22 protein-coding genes and 1 riboswitch are annotated in these 21484 nt (G+C 70.1%); of the genes, 15 read left to right on the top strand and 7 right to left on the bottom strand.

The features are described 5' to 3' along the window. Positions 1–6: 6 nt before the first annotated feature. Positions 7–663, bottom strand: a complete 657-nt coding sequence (locus ACWEPL_RS36120) for a GOLPH3/VPS74 family protein (protein WP_363977451.1) — start codon at positions 661–663, stop codon at positions 7–9. Positions 664–686: 23 nt separating this feature from the next. Here ACWEPL_RS36120 and ACWEPL_RS36115 point away from each other — a divergent pair, with 23 nt between their 5' ends. The 5 genes from ACWEPL_RS36115 to ACWEPL_RS36095 all read left to right on the top strand — a co-directional run bounded on the left by ACWEPL_RS36115 (position 687) and on the right by ACWEPL_RS36095 (position 4446). After that, a complete protein-coding gene (locus tag ACWEPL_RS36115; RefSeq protein WP_452438859.1) occupies positions 687–1292 on the top strand; it encodes a TenA family protein in 606 nt (201 codons plus the stop codon). A gap of 46 nt (positions 1293–1338) precedes the next feature. Then, positions 1339–2217: an Fpg/Nei family DNA glycosylase gene (locus tag ACWEPL_RS36110; protein WP_452438858.1), complete on the top strand. Its 879-nt coding sequence runs from the start codon at positions 1339–1341 to the stop codon at positions 2215–2217. Between the two features lie 20 nt (positions 2218–2237). Further along, positions 2238–2633 carry a winged helix-turn-helix transcriptional regulator gene (locus tag ACWEPL_RS36105; protein ID WP_350732399.1) on the top strand — a complete coding sequence of 132 codons (396 nt, stop codon included), beginning with the start codon at positions 2238–2240 and terminating at the stop codon, positions 2631–2633. Then, complete coding sequence (locus tag ACWEPL_RS36100; RefSeq protein WP_350732401.1) at positions 2630–2953, top strand: rhodanese-like domain-containing protein; 324 nt, start codon at positions 2630–2632, stop codon at positions 2951–2953. The genes ACWEPL_RS36105 and ACWEPL_RS36100 overlap by 4 nt, the downstream gene beginning before the upstream one ends. A 55-nt stretch (positions 2954–3008) precedes the next feature. Further along, positions 3009–3124, top strand: a riboswitch (TPP riboswitch). Beyond that, complete coding sequence (locus ACWEPL_RS36095) at positions 3115–4446, top strand: purine-cytosine permease family protein (RefSeq protein WP_452438857.1); 1332 nt, start codon at positions 3115–3117, stop codon at positions 4444–4446. It overlaps the preceding riboswitch by 10 nt. On the opposite strand, the gene ACWEPL_RS36090 is transcribed toward ACWEPL_RS36095, so the two are convergent. Beyond that, a complete protein-coding gene (locus tag ACWEPL_RS36090; RefSeq protein WP_363977436.1) occupies positions 4415–4984 on the bottom strand; it encodes a methylated-DNA--[protein]-cysteine S-methyltransferase in 570 nt (189 codons plus the stop codon). The genes ACWEPL_RS36095 and ACWEPL_RS36090 overlap by 32 nt on opposite strands. Positions 4985–5078: 94 nt before the next feature. Here ACWEPL_RS36090 and ACWEPL_RS36085 point away from each other — a divergent pair, with 94 nt between their 5' ends. Further along, a complete protein-coding gene (locus ACWEPL_RS36085; protein WP_452438856.1) occupies positions 5079–6923 on the top strand; it encodes an ATP-binding protein in 1845 nt (614 codons plus the stop codon). Positions 6924–7099: 176 nt separating this feature from the next. Further along, positions 7100–7531, top strand: a complete 432-nt coding sequence (locus ACWEPL_RS36080) for an ATP-binding protein (protein WP_355203142.1) — start codon at positions 7100–7102, stop codon at positions 7529–7531. Here the strand turns inward: ACWEPL_RS36080 and ACWEPL_RS36075 are convergent. The 3 genes from ACWEPL_RS36075 to ACWEPL_RS36065 form a co-directional block, all read right to left on the bottom strand. After that, positions 7515–8156 (bottom strand): YidC/Oxa1 family membrane protein insertase, encoded by a 642-nt coding sequence (locus ACWEPL_RS36075; RefSeq protein ID WP_363977430.1) that lies wholly within the window; start codon positions 8154–8156, stop codon positions 7515–7517. The two genes, ACWEPL_RS36080 and ACWEPL_RS36075, sit on opposite strands and share 17 nt — an antisense overlap. Before the next feature lie 78 nt (positions 8157–8234). Further along, a complete protein-coding gene (locus tag ACWEPL_RS36070) occupies positions 8235–8435 on the bottom strand; it encodes a DUF6412 domain-containing protein (RefSeq protein WP_350732412.1) in 201 nt (66 codons plus the stop codon). Further along, a complete protein-coding gene (locus ACWEPL_RS36065; RefSeq protein WP_185079462.1) occupies positions 8432–8605 on the bottom strand; it encodes a hypothetical protein in 174 nt (57 codons plus the stop codon). Before ACWEPL_RS36065 ends, ACWEPL_RS36070 begins: the two co-directional genes overlap by 4 nt. Positions 8606–8699: 94 nt before the next feature. Between ACWEPL_RS36065 and ACWEPL_RS36060 the strand changes: the two genes are divergently transcribed. Both ACWEPL_RS36060 and ACWEPL_RS36055 read left to right on the top strand, forming a co-directional pair. Then, entirely contained in the window at positions 8700–9398 is a 699-nt protein-coding gene (locus ACWEPL_RS36060; protein ID WP_350732414.1) for a response regulator transcription factor, read from the top strand. Next, positions 9398–10501 carry a sensor histidine kinase gene (locus tag ACWEPL_RS36055; protein ID WP_355203135.1) on the top strand — a complete coding sequence of 368 codons (1104 nt, stop codon included), beginning with the start codon at positions 9398–9400 and terminating at the stop codon, positions 10499–10501. The genes ACWEPL_RS36060 and ACWEPL_RS36055 overlap by 1 nt, the downstream gene beginning before the upstream one ends. Before the next feature lie 173 nt (positions 10502–10674). Here the strand turns inward: ACWEPL_RS36055 and ACWEPL_RS36050 are convergent, their stop codons facing one another. Then, positions 10675–10962: a hypothetical protein gene (locus ACWEPL_RS36050; RefSeq protein WP_350732418.1), complete on the bottom strand. Its 288-nt coding sequence runs from the start codon at positions 10960–10962 to the stop codon at positions 10675–10677. A gap of 310 nt (positions 10963–11272) precedes the next feature. On the opposite strand from ACWEPL_RS36050, the gene ACWEPL_RS36045 reads away from it, so the two are divergent. The 3 genes from ACWEPL_RS36045 (at position 11273) to mptB (ending at position 15365) form a co-directional block, all read left to right on the top strand. Continuing rightward, a complete protein-coding gene (locus tag ACWEPL_RS36045; RefSeq protein WP_185069723.1) occupies positions 11273–11620 on the top strand; it encodes an STAS domain-containing protein in 348 nt (115 codons plus the stop codon). A 673-nt stretch (positions 11621–12293) separates the two neighbouring features. Further along, positions 12294–13028, top strand: coding sequence for a glycosyltransferase family 2 protein (locus ACWEPL_RS36040; RefSeq protein ID WP_363977422.1), 735 nt, complete (start codon positions 12294–12296; stop codon positions 13026–13028). A 273-nt stretch (positions 13029–13301) separates the two neighbouring features. Continuing rightward, a complete protein-coding gene (gene mptB / locus ACWEPL_RS36035) occupies positions 13302–15365 on the top strand; it encodes a polyprenol phosphomannose-dependent alpha 1,6 mannosyltransferase MptB (RefSeq protein ID WP_452438864.1) in 2064 nt (687 codons plus the stop codon). A gap of 604 nt (positions 15366–15969) precedes the next feature. On the opposite strand, the gene ACWEPL_RS36030 is transcribed toward mptB, so the two are convergent. Then, positions 15970–18318, bottom strand: a complete 2349-nt coding sequence (locus ACWEPL_RS36030; RefSeq protein ID WP_452438855.1) for a hypothetical protein — start codon at positions 18316–18318, stop codon at positions 15970–15972. Between the two features lie 462 nt (positions 18319–18780). Between ACWEPL_RS36030 and ACWEPL_RS36025 the strand changes: the two genes are divergently transcribed. From ACWEPL_RS36025 to pheA, 3 genes are all read left to right on the top strand, one after another. Beyond that, on the top strand, positions 18781–19971 hold the full coding sequence (locus ACWEPL_RS36025) for a glycosyltransferase 87 family protein (protein WP_452438854.1): 1191 nt from the start codon (positions 18781–18783) through the stop codon (positions 19969–19971). A 22-nt stretch (positions 19972–19993) separates the two neighbouring features. Further along, positions 19994–20413, top strand: a complete 420-nt coding sequence (locus tag ACWEPL_RS36020; RefSeq protein WP_350732427.1) for a DUF4446 family protein — start codon at positions 19994–19996, stop codon at positions 20411–20413. 117 nt (positions 20414–20530) lie between these two features. Further along, entirely contained in the window at positions 20531–21451 is a 921-nt protein-coding gene (gene pheA, locus ACWEPL_RS36015; protein ID WP_350732429.1) for a prephenate dehydratase, read from the top strand. Positions 21452–21484 lie beyond the last annotated feature (33 nt).

Here is a 21484-nt window from a genome sequence, read left to right as displayed (position 1 = left end):
AGCGGCTCACCCGGAGGTGGAGGTCGTCGCGGCGATGGTCGCCGCGGTGACCGCCGCGATCATGGCCGCGTTGATGGCGGCGATGGTCTGGGCGACCGCGTCGGCCGTCCAGGCGCCCTCCGCGATCTCCTTGACGCGCTGCCTGCTCGCCTCGGGAAAGGCCTTGCGGTCGAGCTTGGCCGCGTGCGCGATGGCGATCAGGACGGCCGTGCGGGCGTCGGGGTCGGCGCCCGCCAGCGCACTGGTCACCCGGTCCCTGACCGCGGCCTCCACGTCGGAGTCGGCCTCGGGCCAGCGCGTCGTGGGGAAGATGCCCAGCACCTTGCCGCGCTGCTCGGTCAGCACGCCCGACTCCGCCAGCCTGGTGAGCAGGCGCCTGCGCAGCTTGGCCGACTGCAGCCGCTGGACCCACCAGGCGGGCTTGCGCTCCTTGCCCTCCTCGGTGATGCGGGCCAGGGTGGCGTCCAGCTCGGAGTCGCCGAGCGGGGACGGGTCCATGACCGTCACCTTCTTGTCCGACAGCTCCAGCCGGCCGTTGACGGCCAGCTCGGCGAGGAGCGCGCCGGCGAGGGCCGGGTCGAGCTGGGTCCCGGCGACGAGCGGCGTGCCCTTCTCGTCGTCGTGGGCGAGCAGGAGCAGCTCTTCGGCGATCGTCACAGTCATGCTTCGACACTAACCTCCCAGCCATGACTGTCTCGGAGAAGTTGCACGCCGTCGGCCGCCCGCTGCTCCGGGCTCAGCTCGACCATCCGACCGTGGCCGGCATCGCGCGTGGCGACCTGCCCGAGGCGGTGTTCAGGTCGTGGCTGGAGCAGGACTACCTGTTCCTGCTCGACTACGTACGGGTGTTCGCGCGGCTGGCCTGGCAGGCGCCCGACGGGCATCTGGGTGATCTGGTGGACCTGGCGCACACCACGTACCACGACGAGTTGAGCCTGCACCGGTCGTTGTCGGCGGAGTTCGGCGCCGATCTGGAGAGGGCGGTGAAGGGGCCGGCGTGCGCGGCGTACACGGCGTTCCTGCTGGAGTCGGCGGCGTCGTACGGGGAGGGGCTGGCGGCGCTTTATCCGTGTATGTGGGGATATTCGAGTCTCGGACAGATATTGGCGGAAATTTCCCCTGTTGAGTCGAGATATCGGGCTTGGGTGGACACGTACGCGGATCCGGCCTTCGCGGCGCTCACCGCGCGGATCGCGCAGATGATCGACCAGGCCGCGCCGGACCCGGCGCGGGCCGAGGAGCTGTTCGCCGAGGGGATGGCGCACGAGCTGGCCTTCTGGAGCGTGCCGTAGCCGTCCACAGGCTGTGGACGGCCGGACGCGCACGTACCCTGGGGACATGCCGGAACTTCCCGAAGTGGAGTCGCTCACCCATTTCCTGCGCGAACGGGCCGTGGGCCGCACGGTCCTGGGGATCGACGTGGTGGCCATCCAGGCGCTCAAGACGTTCGACCCGCCGGTGACCGCGCTCGGCGGGCTGACCATCACCGGGGTGTCGAGGCACGGCAAGTTCCTCGACCTCGACTGCGACGGCCTCCACCTGGTCATCCACCTGGCCCGGGCGGGGTGGCTGCGCTGGCGCGACGACCTGTCGGGCGCGAAGCCCGTACGTCCCGGCAAGGGCCCGCTCGCGGTACGGGTCCGGCTGGCGCCCGACGAGGAGGGCCTGGCGCCCGGGTTCGAGCTGACGGAGGCCGGGACGCAGAAGCGCCTGGCCGTCTACGTCACCAAGAACCCGGACGACGTCCCCGGCATCGCCGCACTCGGCCCCGACCCCCTCGACGAGTCCTTCACCGTCGACGCGCTCAAGCGCATCGTGGGCGGCAACCGCACCCAGATCAAGGGGCTGCTGCGCGACCAGAAGATCATCGCCGGCATCGGGAACGCGTACTCGGACGAGGTGCTGCACGCCGCCAGGATGTCCCCGTTCAAGATCGCGGCCACGCTGACGGACGCGCAGATCGCCGACCTGCACGAGGCCATCATCGCCACCCTGGGGGAGGCGGTGGAGCGGGCGCACGGGCTGGCGGCCAAGGACCTCAAGGCGGAGAAGAAGTCGGGACTGCGGGTCCACAACCGGGCCGGGCAGCCGTGCGACGTCTGCGGCGACACGATCCGCGAGGTGTCCTTCGCGGACTCCTCGCTGCAGTACTGCCCCACCTGCCAGACCGGCGGCAAGCCCCTCGCCGACCGCCGGCTGTCCCGCCTTCTCAAGTGAGCTCGACGGAAGAAGGCACTGTGGAACCGCTCGACGACTACGACGTGCGCCAGTGGGACACGCGCGAGGACTGCGAGGTCCGCCAGATCCTCGACCGCATCGCCGACAAGTGGTCGCTGCTCGTGATCGCCCTGCTCGACTGCCAGAGCCTGCGCTTCACCCAGCTCCGCCGCGAGATCGACGGCGTCAGCCAGCGCATGCTCAGCGTGACCCTGCGCCAGCTGGAGCGCGACGGCCTGGTCAGCCGCACGGTCCATCCCGTCGTGCCGCCCAGGGTGGACTACGCGCTCACGCCGCTCGGCCGTACGCTGCACGAGACCATCAAGTCGCTGGTCACCTGGACGGAGACGCACCAGGAGGAGATCGCCGCGGCGCGTGCGGCCTACGACGCCAGGCGCGAGATGATGGAGTCATGACCGTTCCTGAGATCGAGGCCAGTGCCGTTCCGGCAGACGCTTACCTGCTCGACGTCCGTGAGCAGGACGAATGGGTCGCGGGGCACGCCCCGGAGGCCGTGCACATCCCCATGACCCAGATACAGGGGCGGGTCGACGAGGTGCCCGGCGACCGCACGGTCTACGTCGTCTGCCGGGTGGGCGGCCGGTCCCTGCAGGTCGCGGCCTGGCTCAACCAGCTCGGGCGCGACGCCGTCAACGTCGGCGGCGGCATGCAGTCGTGGGAGTTCGCGAGCCGCCCGATGGTCAGCGAGACCGGGCAGCAGCCGTTCGTGGCGTAAAAAGGCCCCACTGTGGCGGTTTCGCCGTCGCTGAGGCATGATGAGGGCGCCAACTGCAGATTGTCGCGGGAGCTCGGGGTGCGCCGGGCTGAGAGGGCAGCCATAGATCCGCTGCCGACCGCCTGAACCTGTCCGGGTAATGCCGGCGTAGGGAGTGTGCGATGACGCATGTCGTCGACGAAGTTCCGCTGACTCTTGAAGGCAGGCCGCCGAAGACCCTGGGCGTGCTCGATCAGGGCGCGCTCTGGGCGAATCTCGGAGTCAGCCTCCTGGGCTTCTCCGGCGCGTTGCTCCTGCTCAACCCCCTGTCCAACGCTCCCCTCAGCCTGACCGCCGCGCTCCTGGCGACCGTGGTCGGCAGCCTGATCGGCACCGCCATGGTGGGCCTGTCCGCCGTCCCCGGCACCCAGACGGGGCAGCCCGCGATGGTGCTGCTGCGGGGCCTGTTCGGGGCGCGGATCTCGTACGTCCCCACGGTGCTGAACATCGTCCAGATGCTCGGCTGGGCCGCGTTCGAGCTGTGGGTGATCGCCAAGGCGGCCAGCGCGATCTTCGGCGCCGTGCCGTACCAGGTGTGGGTGATCGCGGCGGGGGTGCTGACCACCGCGCTCACGATCTGGCCGCTCGGGTCCGTCAGGCTGCTGCGGCGGTACGTCACCATCGGCGTGATCGTGTCGATGGTGTGGTTCGCCTGGTTCTTCCTCACCAGGGCGCCCGCGCACACCGGCGGGTCCTGGACGGCCTTCGCGCCCGCCGTGGACTACGTGATCGCGCTGTCGGTGTCGTGGGTGCCGATGGCGGCCGACTTCGCCCGGCACTCCAGGTCGAGCAGGGCCGCGTTCACCGGCGTGGTCGGCGGCTACACGCTGGCACAGGTCGCCTGCCTGGGCCTGGGCGTGTTCGCGGTGGCCATGGCGGGGGCCGACAAGGTGGCGGCCGACGGGACGTCGGTGTTCGGCGCGTTCGTGGCGGTGCCGCTGGGCGCGCTGTTCTTCGCGATCCTGGTGCTGCGCGAGACCGACCAGTCGTTCGCCAACGTCTACTCCACCACGGTCTCGCTGCAGAACCTGATGCCGCGGGTGGACCGGCGCGTCTTCTCCGTCGCCATCGGCGTGCTGAGCGTGGCGATCGCCCTGGTCGTGGACGTCAACTCGTACGGGGCGTTCCTCGGGGTGATCGGGGCGGTGTTCGTGCCGATGTTCGCGGTGCTGGCCGTGGACTACTTCGTGCTCGGCGGCTCGCGGAGCTGGAACACCGCTGAGAACGCGCCCTCGCGCTGGTCGAGGCTGGTGCCGTGGGCCCTCGGCTTCGTGGCGTACTGGCTGACGACCTCCGCGCCCACGCTCAAGCCATGGGACCGCTTCTGGCAGGGGGCCCGCGACGCCATCGGCTTCACCCGGCAGCCGTGGATGAACGGGGCGCTCGGCGCGGCCGTCGTCGCCGTGCTGGTCACCCTGCTGATCAGCTGGTCGATGCGCGCCTTTCGACGTTGAGCAGGTGCTGCTTGGCGGCCGCGCCGCCCGCGTAGTCGCCGAGCGCGCCGTCCTCACGCACCACCCGGTGGCACGGCACGATCACGCACACGGGGTTGGAGGCCAGCGCGTTGCCGATCGCCCGCAGCGCGCGCGGCCTGCCGATGCTCGCGCCGATCTCCTCCAGCGTCGTGGTGGTGCCGTACCGGACCGCCATCGTCTTCTGCAGCACCGTGCGGGCGAAGGACGTCGCCAGCGCCAGGTCGACGGGCGTGGTGAACGCGCGCAGACGGCCGGAGAAGTAGGCGTCCAGCTCCCTGCGCACCGGGTCGAGCCGGCGCGGATCCGGTCCGATGAACCTGCCCACGTGCCTCGTGAGCAGCTCGTACACGGCGTTTTCCGGCTCGAAGCTGCACGCCGCGATGCCCTTGCCGGTGACCGCGAGCATCAGCCTGCCGACGGCCCCGTCATAGGGGCCGAACGCGATGTCAGGAGGCGCCTCACCTCGATAGGTGCTGGAGGTCACGCGCAACAGGGCATCGAGATCGTTGCTCGACATGCCGCCAGCCTCCCCGCCGCCGAGAATCACCGTGACCGCAGCGTATCGGACGGATCGCCCGACGCACTCACCACGCCACGTGCACTATGGAGGAGTGGGGGACGAATGGGCCGGTAGGGACGACGAAATAGCTCGCGCTGCCCTCGCCGGTTCGCCCAACGCCGTCGTGGTCGTCGACCGTGATCAGAGCGTACTGGTCTGGAACGAGGCGGCCGAACGGCTGTTCGGGTGGACGGCGGAGGAGATGCTCGGGCGCCGGGCGCCGATCGTGCCGGGCGAGCTGACCGCCGAGCACAACGCCGTGCTCGAACGCGTGCGCACCGGCGGCCAGGTCTCGGTCCGCACCAAGCGCCTACGCGACGACGGGACCGTGCTCGACGTGCGCGTCGACATCAGCGCGCTGCGCCTGGGCAGCTCCGTGGCCGGGTACGTCTGCGTGCACCACCTCGCGCGGGCCGACCAGGTGGCCAAGGACCGCATGGCGCGCCGGGCCAGGCTGGTGCGCCGGCTCACCGACGTGGTCGGCGACATCAACTCCGAGCTGGAGCTGTCGGCCGTGCTCGACCGGATCTCGGCCAGCCTCACGGAGCTCACCGGGGCGGACGCGGGCGGGTTCGTGCTGATCGAGGATGAACGGTTGCGGCTGGTCAGCACGTACCAGCTCCCGGAGGCCATCAGGGGCACCACCACGGACCTGCGCACGAGCCTCGTCGACAAGCTCTTACGCACCGGCAAGACCGTCATGCTGGAGTCGAACGGGCTCGAGGACCTGGTCTGGGCCCGGCTGAAGGGGCTGCACACGATCGCACTGGGCCTTGCCGCGGTCGGAGGGCGCCCGTACGGGGCCCTGTACGCGCTGTTCGCCCAGAGCACACCCGGACACCTCGAACTGGAGCTGCTGGAGCTCCTGGCCGGCCACGCGGGCATCGCCGTCGGCAACGCGGTGGCCTACCAGGAGGCGGTGCGGCAGCGGGCGCACGAGCAGGCCGTCTTCGACGCCAGCGCCGACGGCATCGCCGTGCTCGACGGATCGGGGCGGGTCGTCCGGTGGAACCCGGCCGCCGCCGAGCTCACCGCGTTCCCGGCCGACGCCGTCATCGGCGGGCCGCCGCCGTTCCCGCTGCCCAAGCCGGGCGAGAAGGTCACGTTCCAGATGGAGACCGGGCGGTGGCTGGACGTGGTGAGCGCGCAGATCGAGGAGACCGGCGAGGTGGTCATCGACTTCCGCGACGTGACCACGGCCAAGGAGCTCGAGGAGGCCAAGGACCTGTTCCTGGCCACGACCAGCCACGAGCTGCGTACGCCGATCACGATCGTGCGGGGGTTCGCCAGCACGCTCGACCGGCGCTGGGACAAGATGAGCGACCCCGAACGCCGCTCGGCCGTGCACACGATCTCCGAGCGGGCCAGGTCACTGGGCGAGCTCATGGACCACCTGCTGCTCGGGGCCAGGGCGGGGGCCGACGAGCTCAAGGTGCGGATCGAGGAGTTCGACCTGGCCGAGCGGATCGACGCGGCCACGCTCGGGCTGCCCGCGCTGTCGGACAAGCACCGGGTCGAGGTGGCCATCCAGGACGGGCTGCCGAACGTGCTGGGGGACGCCCTGGCCACGGACATCGTGCTGGGGCAGCTGCTGGAGAACGCGTTCAAGTACTCGCCCAAGGGCGGGCTGATCAGCGTGGAGGCCTGGGCCGAGGCCGACAACGTCGTCGTGGTCGTGGACGATGAAGGGGTCGGTATCGCCCCTACTGACCGAGAGAGGATCTTTGAGAGGTTCGTCCAGGTGGACAGCGGCGACCGGAGACGGTTTGGTGGAGTGGGGCTCGGTCTCTACATAGTCCGCAGCCTCGCCAGGGCCCAAGGCGGAGACGTGAGCGCGCACCCGAGACCCGGAGGCGGCACACGGATGCGTCTCGAACTGCGAGCGTCGGGGGCCTAGTTTCACTATCGGATCCGACACACCGAGGCGGTAACGAGGTGGTCACAGTTGAGCTGATCTATCGTCCAATGTGTACAAGCTGTGATCGAGATGCGGTTTCTGGGATCGAGTAACGGGGCATTTCGGTCGTACCGGGGAGTGTTCCCGCGGGGGGCACAGGGAACGGGGAGGTGGGTGTGTCAAGCGTGGTGCTGCTGCCGTACGCGCCGTCCAGCGTCGCCGTCGCCCGCCAGCGCCTGAGCACTGAGCTGCAGGACAGCGGGGTTTTTTCGACGGCGATCGATGACGCGGTGCTCGTGGTGAGCGAGCTGCTGAGCAACGCGCTGAGGCACGCGCATCCCCTTCCGTCGGGGATGGTGAGAGTGGCGTGGCTTCGGAGTGACGATCACATCGAAGTGGCGGTGAGCGACGGGGGTGCGGCGACCGAGCCGCGCGCGGGCCGCCCGACCCTGTCGTCGCTCGGGGGCCGGGGGCTCGGCATCGTGGAATACGTGGCGGAGAGCTGGGGGGTTCGGCACGACGGTGACACGACCACGGTGTGGGCCATCCTGCCCGCTCCTTGCGGGTCGATGAACGGGCAGGTCACAGCCCTCAGAGAGGCCGGCTAGCCAGCACCGCCCGCTCGGTCGTGGCCCATGCCATGGACACGAGCAGGTAGAGCCCGGCCGCGAGCGGCATCACCAGCGTGGCGAGCACGGAGCCGTACGGCATCCATGGCAGGAGTCGCTTCAGCCAGTCCGGCTGGTCCTCGGTCACCTTGATGTTCCTGGCGGAGAACCATGCCACCACCGCGACCAGCGCGATGACCAATACAAAGACCAAAACCGGCGCACTGACCAGACCGAAATTAGCCACTGTCCCGGCGACCTGCTGACCCAGCGGAGCGCCGAAAAGGGTATGTCCGGCCAGCGCGGTCGGATGCGTGGCCACCCGGTACATCAGCCACATGAACGGAAACTGCGCCAGCATCGGCAAGAACCCGGCGAACGGCGAAGTGCCTTCCTTGGCGAACAGCGCCGAGGTCTCCTTGGCCAGCCGCTCGGGGTTGCGCGCGTGGCGCTTCTGGAGCTCGCGCAGCTTGGGGGCGAGCCGCTGGCGGAGCTTCATGGTCCGGGACTGGCGGACGTTCAGGGGCAGCAGCAGGAGCCGTACGGCCAGGGTGAACAGCACGATGCCCAGCGCGGCGCTGCCCCCGGACATGCTGATGACGAACGTGACAAGAGAATCGATCATGAGCCCTACTTGGAGTGAGATGAGGGAAAAGGGCTCACTCGTACGAGGAGCCCCGCTTGACGATGAAGCGGGGCTTGCCTAAGGGGCTCGTGGACGCGAGCGACCGGCCGCGTCAGGGTCGCGCTGCCGCTGGAAGGCGGTACGGCGCGCGTAACTCAGCGGAAAGCTCGGCGGCCCCCCACTGAGGATGGGCAGGAACGTGGCTGCCCACGTGGCCAGCAGCAGGATCGCCAGCATGGTGATCCCGACCAGCCACGGGTCGAACAGGAAGAACGTCAATGCGATCGGGAGGACTTGCCCACCACGGTGACCGCGACGAAGACGAGCAGAGCGATCACCCCGATGATCAAAGCGATCTTGACCAGGCCTACCAGCATCGGCAGCAGGAAATTGAACAGCACGAAGAGACCCAGCAGGGTCCCCAGCACAAGCATCACGACTCTACCCATGCAGCAACCGTACGTCCTCCGGACATGATCCGCGAGGCTTACGAAGCAATGACGTCCCTGACACTTACGTGTTCCCCGGCCGTACCGTGAAGTCGTGAACACGCGCATCCTGGTGGTCGATGATGATCCGACCGTTTCCGAGGTCGTCGCGCGCTACCTGGAGCGCGACGGTCACGAGGTCGAATGCGTCGGCGACGGGGCGGAGGCGCTGCGCAGGGCGCTGGCCCATCCGCCCGACCTCATGGTGCTCGACCTGATGCTGCCCAAGCTCGACGGGCTGCAGGTGTGCAGGAAGCTCAGGGAGCGCTGGCCCGTACCGGTGATCATGCTGACCGCGCTCGGCGAGGAGATCGACCGGGTGGTCGGGCTGGAGACGGGGGCCGACGACTATGTGACCAAGCCGTTCAGCCCGCGTGAGCTCGCGCTGCGCGTGCAGTCGGTGCTGCGGCGGGCGCGGGGGGCGTCCGTCACCGGCGGCACCGGGGTGCTGCGCGACGGGGATCTGGTGGTGGACGTGGGGGCGCACGAGGTTCGGCTGCGGGGGGACGAGGTGATGTTGACGGCGCGGGAGTTCGATCTGCTGGCACACCTCATGCGCAATCCGCGGCAGGCCTTCAGCCGCTCCGCGCTGCTGAACCAGGTGTGGGGGTGGTCGTTCGGCGACTCCTCCACCGTGACCGTGCACGTCAGGCGACTGCGGGAGAAGATCGAGCCGGATCCGACCGAGCCGCGGAGGATCGTCACGGTGTGGGGGGTCGGATACCGGTATGAGCCGATGGAGGGCGGTTCCTGATGCCGCAGCCCGGTGACCTGCCCATGGTCGTGGCGGTGGCGGCCGGGCTCGGGCTCGTGGTCGCGCTGCTCGGCATCGGGGTGATGTGGCGGCTGCGCACCAGGTCCATCGGGGTGATGATGGCCGTGGTCGTGGTGGTCGCCGTGGCGGCCACGCTGGTCGGGGTCGTGGCGATCATCATGAAGATGATCATCGAGGGTCCCGTCAAGGACTTCGTGCTGAGTGTGGTGGCCGTGGGCGGGCTGGTGGGGCTCGGGGTGGCGTTCGTGCTGGCCAGGCGGGTGGTCGCGGAGAGCCGGCGGCTGGTGGCCGCCGTACGCGACGTGCCGTTCACCGCGCCCCGGGGGCTGCCGGCCGAGCTCCAGACCATCGCGAACACCCTGGAGGAGGCGTACGCGCGGGAAAGGGCCCTCGAAGGGGCGCGGCGGGAGCTCGTCGCGTGGGTGAGCCACGATCTCCGTACGCCGCTGGCCGGGATGCGGGCCATGGTCGAGGCGCTGGAGGACGGGGTGGTGTCCGACCCGCTCACGGTCGCGCGCTACCACGCCCAGATCAAGCTGGAGGTGGAACGGCTCTCGGGGATGGTGGACGACCTGTTCGAGCTGTCGCGGATCCACGCGGGGGCGCTGCGGCTGTCGCGTTCGCGCATCGGCCTGGCCGACCTCGTGGCCGACACCGTCGCCGGGGCCGAGCCGCTGGCCAGGGCCAAGGGGGTGGTCCTGACGGCCGAGGCGTCGGCGTCCCTGCCGGTGGAGGCCGACGCGGGGGCGCTGGGGCGGGCCCTGCGGAACCTCGTGATCAACGCCATCCGGCACACGCCGTCGGACCGGACCGTGGTGCTGCGGGCCGGGGTGGATGAGGAGGGGATGGCTTGTCTGTCGGTGGCGGACTGCTGCGGGGGGATTCCTGAGGAGGACCTGCCCCGGGTGTTCGAGGTCGCTTTCCGGGGGGAGGCCGCTCGTACCCCTACGGCCGACGGCGGGGCGGGGCTGGGGCTCGCCATCGCGCAAGGGATCGTGGAGGCGCACGACGGGGTGATCGGGGTGGTCAACGACGGGCCGGGGTGCCGGTTCGAGATCCGGCTCCCCCTGGTCGCCGGCTGACCGGCCCGCTCGTTCCTGACCGGGCTCCTCGGCTGCCTCCTGCTGATGTACGGCGGCTCGTGCGCCTCTGCCACCCGGCCCCCGCCACCCGGACCCCGCCACCGGGCCGCTGCCACCAGCCTCCTGACGCTTGGCGCTGGGGTGCTCCTGCTATCGGCCTCCTGGCGCGGCCCTCAGACGCTCTCCGGGAGCTCCGGCTCGGCCGGATCCCTCGAGGCGCCGAACGACTCCGACATCGCTCGAAATGTCGGGCAGGGCCAGCGCCACATGCAGCTCCGGCACCGCAGGATCGGATGGGCGGCGTCGCTGGTGATGCCTCCCGCGTCCCTCGGCTGGTGGAGCTCGAGCAACCTCAGCCCGAGCTCCAAGAACCTGAGCAGATCAGCCCGGGCGCCGCCCAGGAAGTCAAGGTCCTCGATCGCGAGCCGGGTGCGGATGGGGACGTAGCCTTCGCGGTTCACCAGGCTGCGGAGGCGCTCTGCTTCGTCATGCCATGAGGTGGCCTTCTCCGTGCGGATGAGGATGTTCTCCAGGCGCTCTCGGAGCCCTTGACGCTGAGGGTCTTCAGGTTTTTCTGCTTTCATCGTCGCGGGACCCGTCTGTCGTGCCCCAGCCCCTCCTTCGCCGTGAAGTCGTGCCGTGTCCGGTGTCACGCTGTCAAGCTTCGCGTACTCTCCGTTTCCATGGAGCCCAAACGGAGGACAAAAACCTGTGGTTGCCCTATCGGCGTGACAACGTGACCGGAAGCCTCCGCGCCGCTAGCCTGCCCATGTGGAGCTCAAGGTCTCGACTCGATCACATGCCGGGTGCGCACTGGTTGCCATCACCGGGGAAATCGACCTCTATACGGCGCCTCACCTGCAGTCCGAGTTCACTCGGCTGCTGCAGGAAGGGCCCAGCCGAGTGGTCATCGACATGTCCGCCGTGGATTTCTGCGACTCCACGGGGATGAACGTCCTTCTGTCTGCGCTCAAGCGGATGAAGGAGCAGGGAGGGGCGCTCGACGTGGCCGCCCCACGTCCTGCGGTCCGCAAGATCCTGCAGGTCACCGGGCTCGACTCGGTGTTCACCGTGTACGACGAGGTGCCGCAGGAGTTCCTCATAACCGAGGGCTCATGACGGGATCCGTGCTCGGATCCGAGGACGTGCAGAGCGGGGTCGCCTCGACCCTGGCCGCAGGGGCGGCGCGCTGGACAGCGGCGCCGCTGCTCGCGCATGCGGCACACCGGGCACCTGCGGCGCGCTCTGAGAACGTGTCGCGCAGGACTCGGGCAACGCGACCTGGGGACATGCCGCGCAGGACCTCAGCAGCGCGTCCTGCGGGCGCGCCGCCGTCGCGCGGGACATTAGCACCGCGACCTGCCGAGACGTCCTGCGTCACAGCAGCACCCCGGCCGGCACATGGGACATGCAGGACAGCTGTGCCTCAGCCTGCGCATGGGACGTCACTCGTGGCAGCACTCCCGCCTCTGCATGAGGCCCTGCCTGAGGTCGTGCATGCGCTCCGGCACGAGGCCCTGCACGCGGCCTCGCAAACAGCCGCCCTGCACGAGATGGCGACGGTGGCGGTGAATGCCACCATGCGCGGCACGTTGCAACCGCCTCACAACGTGCCGTGCTGCCGCTGCCGTACCGACCGTGGCTGGAACGTCGGCTACGGTGGCAATAACGGCCCGAGTCGGGTCGCGAGTCACGGCCCGGGTCGAGTCGCCGGCTACGGCCCGGACGTCGTTCCCGGCCCCGGCGCTCGGCTGAGGAGAAACGGAAGCGTCGTGTGCGGAGGTGGCGCTCGGTGAGCAGCAGCGGCGACACAGCGGTCATCATCCCGGCCGCCAACGAAGCCGACCGCATCGCGGCCACCGTCACGGCTGCCGCGGCCCTGCCAGGCGTGGACCTGGTCGTGGTCGTGGACGACGGCTCGCGGGACCAGACCGGCAGGGTGGCCCGCGCGGCCGGCGCCAGGGTGGTGCGCCACAGCCGCAACAGGGGCAAGGCCGCCGCGATGGAGACCGGCGCAGAGGCCGTCCGTCTCCTCGACGAGGATGCCACCCCCCGCCACCTGCTCTTCCTCGACGCCGACCTGGGCGAGACGGCTCACGCCGCCGCACCCCTCATCGAGCCCGTACGCGCGGGCAAGGCCGACATGACCATCGCGGTCTTCACGACCAGGGTGAAGCTGGGCGGCCACGGCCTGGTCGTACGCCTGTCGAAGGAAGGCATCCGCCGCGCCACCGGCTTCGAACCCGCCCAGCCGCTCAACGGCCAGCGCTGCCTCACCAGAGCCGCTTTCGAGGCGGCCCGTCCGCTGGCGCACGGGTTCGGGGTGGAGACGGCGCTGACGATCGACCTGCTCCACAAGGGGTACCGGATCGTGGAGGTCGAGGTCGACATGGCCCACCGTGCCACGGGGACGGACTGGCGAGCCCAGCTCCATCGAGCGATCCAACTCCGGGACGTGGCCCTTGCGCTAGCCACGCGAGAGCCGCTAATCGCCCAAAACCTCAACAAAGTCCGCCCCAATCGCTGACCATCTCCACACCTGGGGACGACCACAAAGCCGTTTTCCCTCCTCGGGCCAGGGCGGCGGCCTTTCCCTCCACAGGGACCCGCAGCCTGATCCCGCTTATCCACAGGAAGGTCCCGTCCGGCCGAAGCCCCCTCGCGAGTGTGCTGGAATTTGCCGGTGACTTCGGAGAAGCGGCACGAAAAGGCACGGGGCCGGCTCGCCGGGCTGGCCACGGCGGCGATCGGCGCCTCGATCCTGCTGACGATCACCATAGGCCTCCTCGGCCCATCCCCGATGGTGCCCGCGCTGACCGGTCCCAGCTGGCAGCCGCCGTACTCTCTCGACGTCCACCCCAACCCTTACCTGGTGATCGCCTTCGCCGCCGCCACGATCACCCTGGGCGGCCTCGGCCTCCTGACCGCCCTCACCCTGACCCGCCCCCCAAGACTGCCCCACCCACCCACAGCCACCCCACCCACACCCACCCCACCTACAGCCGCCCCAGACACCCCAGCCACACCCACAACCACCCCACCGCCCACCGGCCCGGACCACACCACCTCCCCACAACCAACTCCGACGCAACCCGATGAGCCGCAGCCACCTGCGCCGGGAGCAGCCGGTCCTCTGACCGACATGACGGGGACCGACGTGCCGCACCCCCCTGCGCCGGGGACAGCCGGGCCCGGGACCGACGCGACGGGGACAAATGCACCGCGTGGGGCACTGTCGGGCAAGCTATGGAGGCTGCCGAACGCCCGCCTCCTCGTCCTAATCGGCTGCGCAGCCGCCGCAATCCTGGCGTTCCTACCGCCATCCGGCTCCGGCGACCACCTCAACTACGCCGCCTACGGCCGCATGGTGACACTGGGCCTCAGCCCGTACACCCATGGCGCGGTGGACCTGCCGGGCGACCCCATCGCGGACGCGGTCGAGGAGCCCTGGCGCGAAGAGCCGAGCGTGTACGGCCCGGTGGCCACGGCCGTACAAGCGGTGGCGAGCTGGATCGGCGGCGACTCCCTCCGCCTGACGATATTCGTGCTGGCCCTGTTCAACGCCGCCGCGTTCATAGCGACGGGCCTGCTCATCGACCGTTTCACCAGAGACGACCCGACCAGACGCCTGCGCGCCGCACTCCTGTGGACGGCCAACCCCCTCCTGCTCTACCAGCTGGTGGCAGGAATGCACGTGGACACCCTCGCCATCGCCTGCATGGTCGCCGCCCTCCTGACCAGAAGCCGCCCCACAGGATCCGGGGCCCTGCTCGGGCTGGGAGTGGCGATCAAGGTCAATGCCGGCCTCGTGGCCCTCGGCCCCGCCTGGGAACTAAGACGCCGCCCTGCCCGCCTGGCCCTCATGGCGGCCTGCGCACTCGCGGTAGTGGTCATCGGGTACGCGATCGTCGGCCCGGAAGCGATCGCCCCGATGACGCGCACCAGCAAGTCGATCTCCCACGCCTCGTTCTGGAAGCTCGTCCAGGGCTGGCTTCAGTCCATCGTGGGCACAGGCAGCGCCTACCGAGGAGAGATCCAGATCGGCTCACTCCTGGTGCTCGCACTCCTCGCCTGGTTCCTGCTCCGCCTGGCCTCCCGCTCCCGCCAACCCGGCCTCCCCCCAGCACCCACCCCGAGCAACGAGGCAACCCCCCTCCCATCGAACGGACCTGGCCACCACACGACCTCCACAACGAGCTACCGGGCAGCCAGCGAGCCAAGCAGCGCCACATCGAGCGCAGTGACCCACCCACCGGCAGGTGGACCAGGCAATGCCACCTCGAGCGGAGTGAGCCACCACCCGACGAGCCGGGTGAGTGACGCCCCATGGAGCGGACCGAGTAACGACCCAGGAAGTGGACCGAGTACCGGCCCAGGAACTGGGACAAGTACCGGCCCAGGGAGTGGGACGAGCAACGACCCAGGGAGTGGGACGAGCAACGACGCGAAAGGTGGGACGAGTAACGGCGCAGGTCGCTGGTCGAACCGCTGGACAGCGCTGCACGGCAACGGCGGGCTTGAAGCACCGGTCGTGGCGGCCGGGCTGATGGTCGCCTACGTATTCGCCACGCCGTACATCCTGCCCTGGTACGACGGACTGGCCCTCGGATTGCTGGCGCTGGTGGCGGCCTCCGCAGTGGACAGGTTCGTGGTCGCCCACCTGCTGGTCCTGTCGTTGGCATACCTCCCGGCCAGAGTGAACGGGCAGCCAGAGGATCTCGACTGGCTCAGAGAGGTGGTCCGGCCCCAACTCGCGTGGGTGCTGCTGGCCCTGACGGTGGCATTGGTCCTATGGGCGTGGCGAACTGCCAGACGCGAGCGCCTCCCATCGGTGTCGGCTCAGGCGCGGCGCGTCGCAGGGTGAGCGCTGATCGTTGCCGTCGGCCGGGTGGGGCTTGGGTGCTGGTGGTTGGCGTCTGCTGGACGCCGTTGCCTACTGGCTGACCCTCGTTGCCGGCGTGTGTCGGGTGGGCGGATCGTAAGGCCGGCGCTGGTGCTGGTAGCCGCCGTGGTGATCGGCAGACGGGCCCAGGGGCACCCGGTCCGGCGTCGGACGCCACCGCCCCCTGCTCACCGGGAGCGACGGGCAGGGGCATCCGGCCGTCCAGGCCGGACCGGACACCTGCGAGAGTGAGGGACCCGACCCCGTTTCCCCGGACCACGGACCCCGGGCCCCGGGCCACGGGCCACGGACCACGGACCCCGGATCACGGGCCACGGGCCCCGGATCACGGGCCCCGGACCACGGACCCCGGGCCCCGGGCCCCGGGCCCCGGACCCCGGATCACGGGCCACGGGTCACGGGCCACGGGTCACGGAGCCCGGGTCACGGAGCCCGGGTCACGGAGCCCGGGTCACGGAGCCCGGGCCACGTATGCGATTTGTGCTGCCTGGGCGCGGTGGGTATGCGGGTGACCAGAACGCTCAGCACCGTTCGGAGCGTTCGGCTGAGCGTGTGCCACTCATGCTCACTCCATAGGGACGGTGGTGAGCTGGAGGGCACGGACGCAGGCGGCCAGGGTCAGGGGAACGGCCACCGTCAGGGCCATGGCGGGGATGGCAATGCCGGAGTCGTTCATGAGGAAGCCGACGAAGGCGCACGTGAGGGCGCCGAACAGGCCGGCTCGGAGGGTGGGGGCCAGGCGGTAGGCCTGGCCGAGGGCGGAGGCGCCCCATCGCGAGGGCCGGTCGAGTATCAGGAACAAGAAGGCCAGCGCGACCAGGGAGAGGAGGGTCAGTGACCAGTTCCCGACGGTTACGCCGATCATGGCGCTGAACTTGCGCCCGACGACGGTCCACGCCTGGCCGTCGATGATCTGCTGGACGAAGTTGCCCAGGTGGGTGCGCTGGGAGTCGGGGCGCAGCCAGTCGAACACCGAGAGGGCGCCCACGAACGCGGCCCCCACGAGGCCGACGAGCAGGAGTCTCAACAGCGATACGCGTTTGCCGGAAAGCAGAATGAGGAAGACCGCCAAGCCGATCACGAACGCCGGCACACCGCCGAAGTCAGCTCCCCACGAAGGCCATCCATCCGCGAAGACCGCAAGTCCCCCGTACAGGGCGCAAGCTGTCACGACCACGACCCTGGACACGCCTCTGCTGAGCAACCACTGCGCCACGCCTGCGAGTCCGAGGATGGTGCCTGTGGCGTAGACGGCGAAGGCGATGTTGCTGAAGCCGTAGAAGCGGCCTCCGGTCACGGGCTCGTAGCCGGTTACCGCGTTCACCTGGAGCTTGGAGCCGGTCATGACGTCGATGAGGAGCGCGAGGGAGGTGACGGCGGCGACCACGGTGAGCGGGCCCAGCACGTGCGCCCGCCACGGACCGGCGAAGGCCAGGGCGGTGATCAGTCCGGCGATGGCCACGATCGTCACGATCACCGACAGCATCGGTACGGGCAGGGTCCACCAGGGCACCAGTTGGGCCAGGAATGTGGAGACGGGGATGGCTCCGCTGATCACCGCGACGATCTGGACGGATTTGAGGAGCTTGGAGCTGCTCGCGAAATCGCCGCCCGGGGCGCCGGGGGCTGAGGTGCCTTCCTGCGCAGTAGGCGAGGGCTCGCTGGATGGGTGTTCGGCGGACGAGGGCCCGGTGGGCGGGAGGTTGGTGGCGGAGGGTGACGTGGATGGGTGTTCGGCGGCGGATGGGGATTTCGCGGATGGAGGTTCGGTGGCTGAGGGGTCGGTGATCGAGGAGGCGCTGGGCGAGGGTTCGGTGGGTGGGAGGTTGGTGGATAGGGCTTCGGTGGAGGGGGGCCTGGTGCCGGGAGGGGTGGGGGAAGTGGTGTCTCGGCGGCGGCGGAGGGCCAGGGCGGCGAAGGCGTAGAAGAGGAGCTGGACCGTCACGAGGACGGCGAAGAACGGGCCGCGTACCTCCCGGAGCACCTGGCTCGCCAGGTCCCCGTCCGCCAGTTCGGCCACCGTTTCGGCCGGTGTGGCGGCGGTCGGGCCGTTGGGTTGCCAGGGGCGGCCGACCACTTGGCGTGGGGCGGGGAGGCCCAGGAGCTGGATGGCGGTGGCGGTGAGGTCGGTGATGGTGACCAGGGCGTCCTGGCGGGTGGAAGTGGCCGTGAGGTAGCCGTGGTCGTACGGTCGGCCGTTCGGCGACGGGCCCTTGGCGATCGCCACGTGGAGGTGGGCGATGGGGGACACGTCCGAGATGCCGGCCACGAGGGTGGTGGCGTTGGGGGACAGTTTGGCGATCAGGGCGCCGATCTGCTGGTCCGCCTTGGTCGCGGCCGCCTGGCGGGCCGCGGCCGGCAGCGGGGTGGGGACGCCGTACTCGTCCAATGGCTGCGCGGTCCAGGCGGTTGCCAGGTCGGCGGCTTCCATGACGATCAGGTTGTACGGGGTCAGGTCGCCGGCGGCGTCAAGGGTGGGGGCGTATTTGGCGATATTTCCGGACTTGTCGGCTCCGGCCAGTGCAGCGCCTGGGCCGATGGCGGCGACCTTGCCTCCGTTGTCCGTTACCAGCTGGCCCAGCGTGCCGAGTTGGGCGTCGAACCCGGTTTCGGACTGGTACGCGCTCAGGGCGGGCCAGTCCGGGATCTTGGCCGCTTCCCCGGTGAGCTGGGGGGTGGGGGGTTGGAGGCAGCCCTTGCCTGCCGTACCGGCTCGCTGGCCTGCTGAGATGGTCAGCCAGCCCGCTGTGGGGCAGGTGATGCCGCGGTCCGGGGGTGGTACGGCTCGCGTGGAGAGGGAGGCGGAGGCGCCCTGGCCGAGGAGGGACCACAGGTGGGGGGTCCGGGACGGGTTGAGGTCGCTCCATTCGAGGCCGGGCACGCCGATGAGGGCTACGTGGGCTTGATCGAGCACTTGGGCGGACTGCTGGTGCTGCCGTGCAGCGGTGGTGGATGGGCTTGCGGACGTGCCGGGGGATGTCGCGGCGGCGGCGGAGGCCGGAAATGGGGCCAGCGAGAGGCAGGTTGCGGCGGCCAGGCCGAGGGTGAGGACGAGGGTGCCGAGAGTGCGCCTGCTCGCATGGGTGCGCTTGGGTGCTCCTGCCTTGGAGGCGGGCTGGAGCACCGACCTGGCGGAGGCGCGCGCGGGCGTGGGCCTGGCAGCGGCGTGGGTGGCCGGGGTTTGATGTGGTGCCGCGATGGGGTGTTCTGATCTGGGCCGGGGGGCGGTGCCATCGGCTGTGCGCGTGGGCGTCAGCCCGCTGGTGCTGGGGGCAGGGGTGGGGTCGGCGCCGTCCCAATTGGGCGTGGCGTGTGGCATGTACGGACCCCCATTGTTTGCCCTCGATCAACAACAGCCACGGTAACGTGCCACATCGTGACAAGTGGCGAGGTGCGAGTGGTACGGCGGCAGTGGTGGGCGTGGGCGGTCGTGGTGCTCGTGGTCGCGGCGGCCGTGGCGCCCCTGGTGGTCGTGTGGCTCACCAATCCGGATGACCAGCGGCTGGTCGACCTGGACGTTTACCGTACCGGGGGCCAGATGCTGCTCGAGGGCCGGCCGGTGTACGACTATGTCACACCCGCCCCGCAGCTGTTGCCGTTCACGTATCCGCCCGTCGCGGCGATGCTGGCGGTGGCGCTGGCCGAGATGTCGTGGGGGACGGCCCAGTGGGTCTGGACGGCCGGGATATTCGCGGCGCTGGCCGTGACCGTGTGGCTGTCGTTCAGACAGGCGCTCCGGAAGTACGTGCCCTGGGTGTTCGCGCTGCTCATGGTGGCCTGCACGTACCTGATGCCGATCAGGGACCAGGTGCGTTTCGGGCAGGTGGACATTCTGCTGGTCGCGTTGTGCCTGGCCGACTGCGTGGTCAAGCGGCCCTGGTGGCCGCGGGGGTTCCTGATCGGGCTGGCCACGGCCGTGAAGCTCACCCCGGGCGTCTTCCTGATCCACCTGCTGGTCACGCGGCAGTGGCGGACGTTCTTCATGGCGGCGTTCACGACGGCGGTGCTCACGCTGCTGCCGTTCGCGGTGATCCCGCGGGACGCGTCGCAGTTCTGGTTCTCGGCACTGCTCGATCCCAACCGCCTCGGCTCGAACGCGGGCACCACCAACCAGTCGATCCGCGGCATGCTGATCCGGCTCTACCTGCCCGAGACGGCGACGTACGCGATCTGGCTGGTGATCGTGGCCGTGGTCGGGTGGTACGGGTTCCGCGGCGCGCGGGCGGCGTACCGGGCGAATGACCAGCTCACCGCGGTCGCCCTCGTCGGGCTCATGGCCGTGCTGCTCTCTCCCGTCGCCTGGATCCACCACCTCGCGTGGGTGGTCGTGGTGCTCGGCGCGATCGTGGGCGACGGGCGCGATCCGGTCAGGCTGCGGGTGGCGGCGGGCGTGTGGCTCTATTACGTGCTGCCGATCCCCTGGTGGGGCGTCTCGTTGAAGGCGGCCGACATCCCGGGGGTCAGCCTGGTGCTGGGGAAGATCGTCCAGAACGGGTTCGGGCTGGGCGCGCTGGTCCTCGTGTGGTTGTTGGTGTCCTGGTTGCCGAAACGGCGTCAGATCGCATGACCGAGCCATTACCCTCTGTGCCGTGCTCGTTACCACATGGGTCATCGTGGGCGTCGTCGCCGGGGTCAGCGGCGTGTTCGTCGGGTATCTGTCGCTCCGGCAGGCCAGAGCGGCGGTGGAGGACTGCCAGCGGATGCTCGCCCGGCAGACCAGCGAGGGCATGGGCGATCTCAAGGCCATCAGGGACGTGGCCGTCTGCCGGTACGACGCGCTCTCCGAGATGACCGGGCGGCTGTCGTTCTCGGTGGCGATGATCAACGGGCTGGGCGACGGCATCGTGCTGACCTCGATCAACGGGCGCAGCGAGACCCGTACGTACGTGCGGCCCGTGGTCGGCGGGAAAGGGCGGGAGCCGCTGTCGCCCGAAGAGGAGGAGGCGGTGCGGGCGGCCAGGCTGGGGCTCGGGCCGATGATCCTGTCCCGGGCGTCGGGCCCGCTGTAGGCCGGAATGTCGCGGGCCGGGGGCATCGTGCTCGTTGAGCAGCCGGGCCGCCGTAGGCGGGCAGTTCCCTGGGTGAAAGAGGCGCGCGGCGCGCCCACCTGCGGATACTCTGGATGCATGCCCAGACTCGCCTATCTCGGACCGGAAGGCACCTTCACCGAAGAGGCCCTGCGGCTCCTCGACCCCACGGCCGAGCGCCTGCCCTGCGCCAACGTGCCCGCCGCGCTCAACGCCGCCCGCAGCGGCGAGGCCGACGGCGCCGTCGTGCCGCTGGAGAACTCCATCGAGGGCGCGATCACCACGACGCTCGACGAGTTCGCGTGGGGCGAGCCGTTGCTGATCACGGCCGAGCTGCTGCTGCCGGTGCAGTTCTCGCTGCTGGCCCGGCCCGGCACCGAGATCCCCCACATCAAGCGGGTCTACACGCATCCCGCGGCCATCACCCAGTGCCGCGCCTTCATCGCGCGCGAGCTGCCCGACGCCGTCGTGGTGGCCGCGCCGTCGACCGCGGCGGCGGCCCAGGAGGTCTCGCTGCCCGGCTCGCCGTACGACGCCGCCATCGCCGCCCGCATCGCCGGCGAGCACTACGGGCTGGTGGAGCTGGCCACGGACATCGGCGACAGGTCCGACACCGTGACCAGGTTCGTGCGGGTGGCCCGGCCCGGTCAGCTGCCCGAGCCGACCGGCTCCGACCGCACCACGCTGGTCGTCTTCCTCGCCGACGACCACCCGGGCGCGCTGCTGGAGATGCTGACGGAGTTCTCCGTACGCGGGGTCAACCTGACGCGCATCGAGTCGCGGCCGACCGGTGACGGCATCGGACGCTACTTCTTCCACTTCGACTTCGAGGGACACGTGGCCGACGCCCGGGTCGGGGAGGCCCTCGCCGGGCTCCACCGCATCTGCGGCGAGGTGCGTTTCCTCGGCAGCTACCCGCGCGCCGACGGCATCGCGCCGCAGATCAAGCGGGGCACGTCGGATCCCGAGTTCGCCGAGGCGGGCGGCTGGCTCGCCCGGGTCCGCGCGGGTCAGGTCTGAGGCCACGGCGGACCGAGTCGGCGTGTACGCGCG

The sequence above is a fragment of the Nonomuraea sp. NPDC004186 genome, from assembly GCF_053603495.1.
Note: the sequence above shows the minus strand (reverse complement) of the source record. Positions and strands in the feature narration are given on the sequence as shown.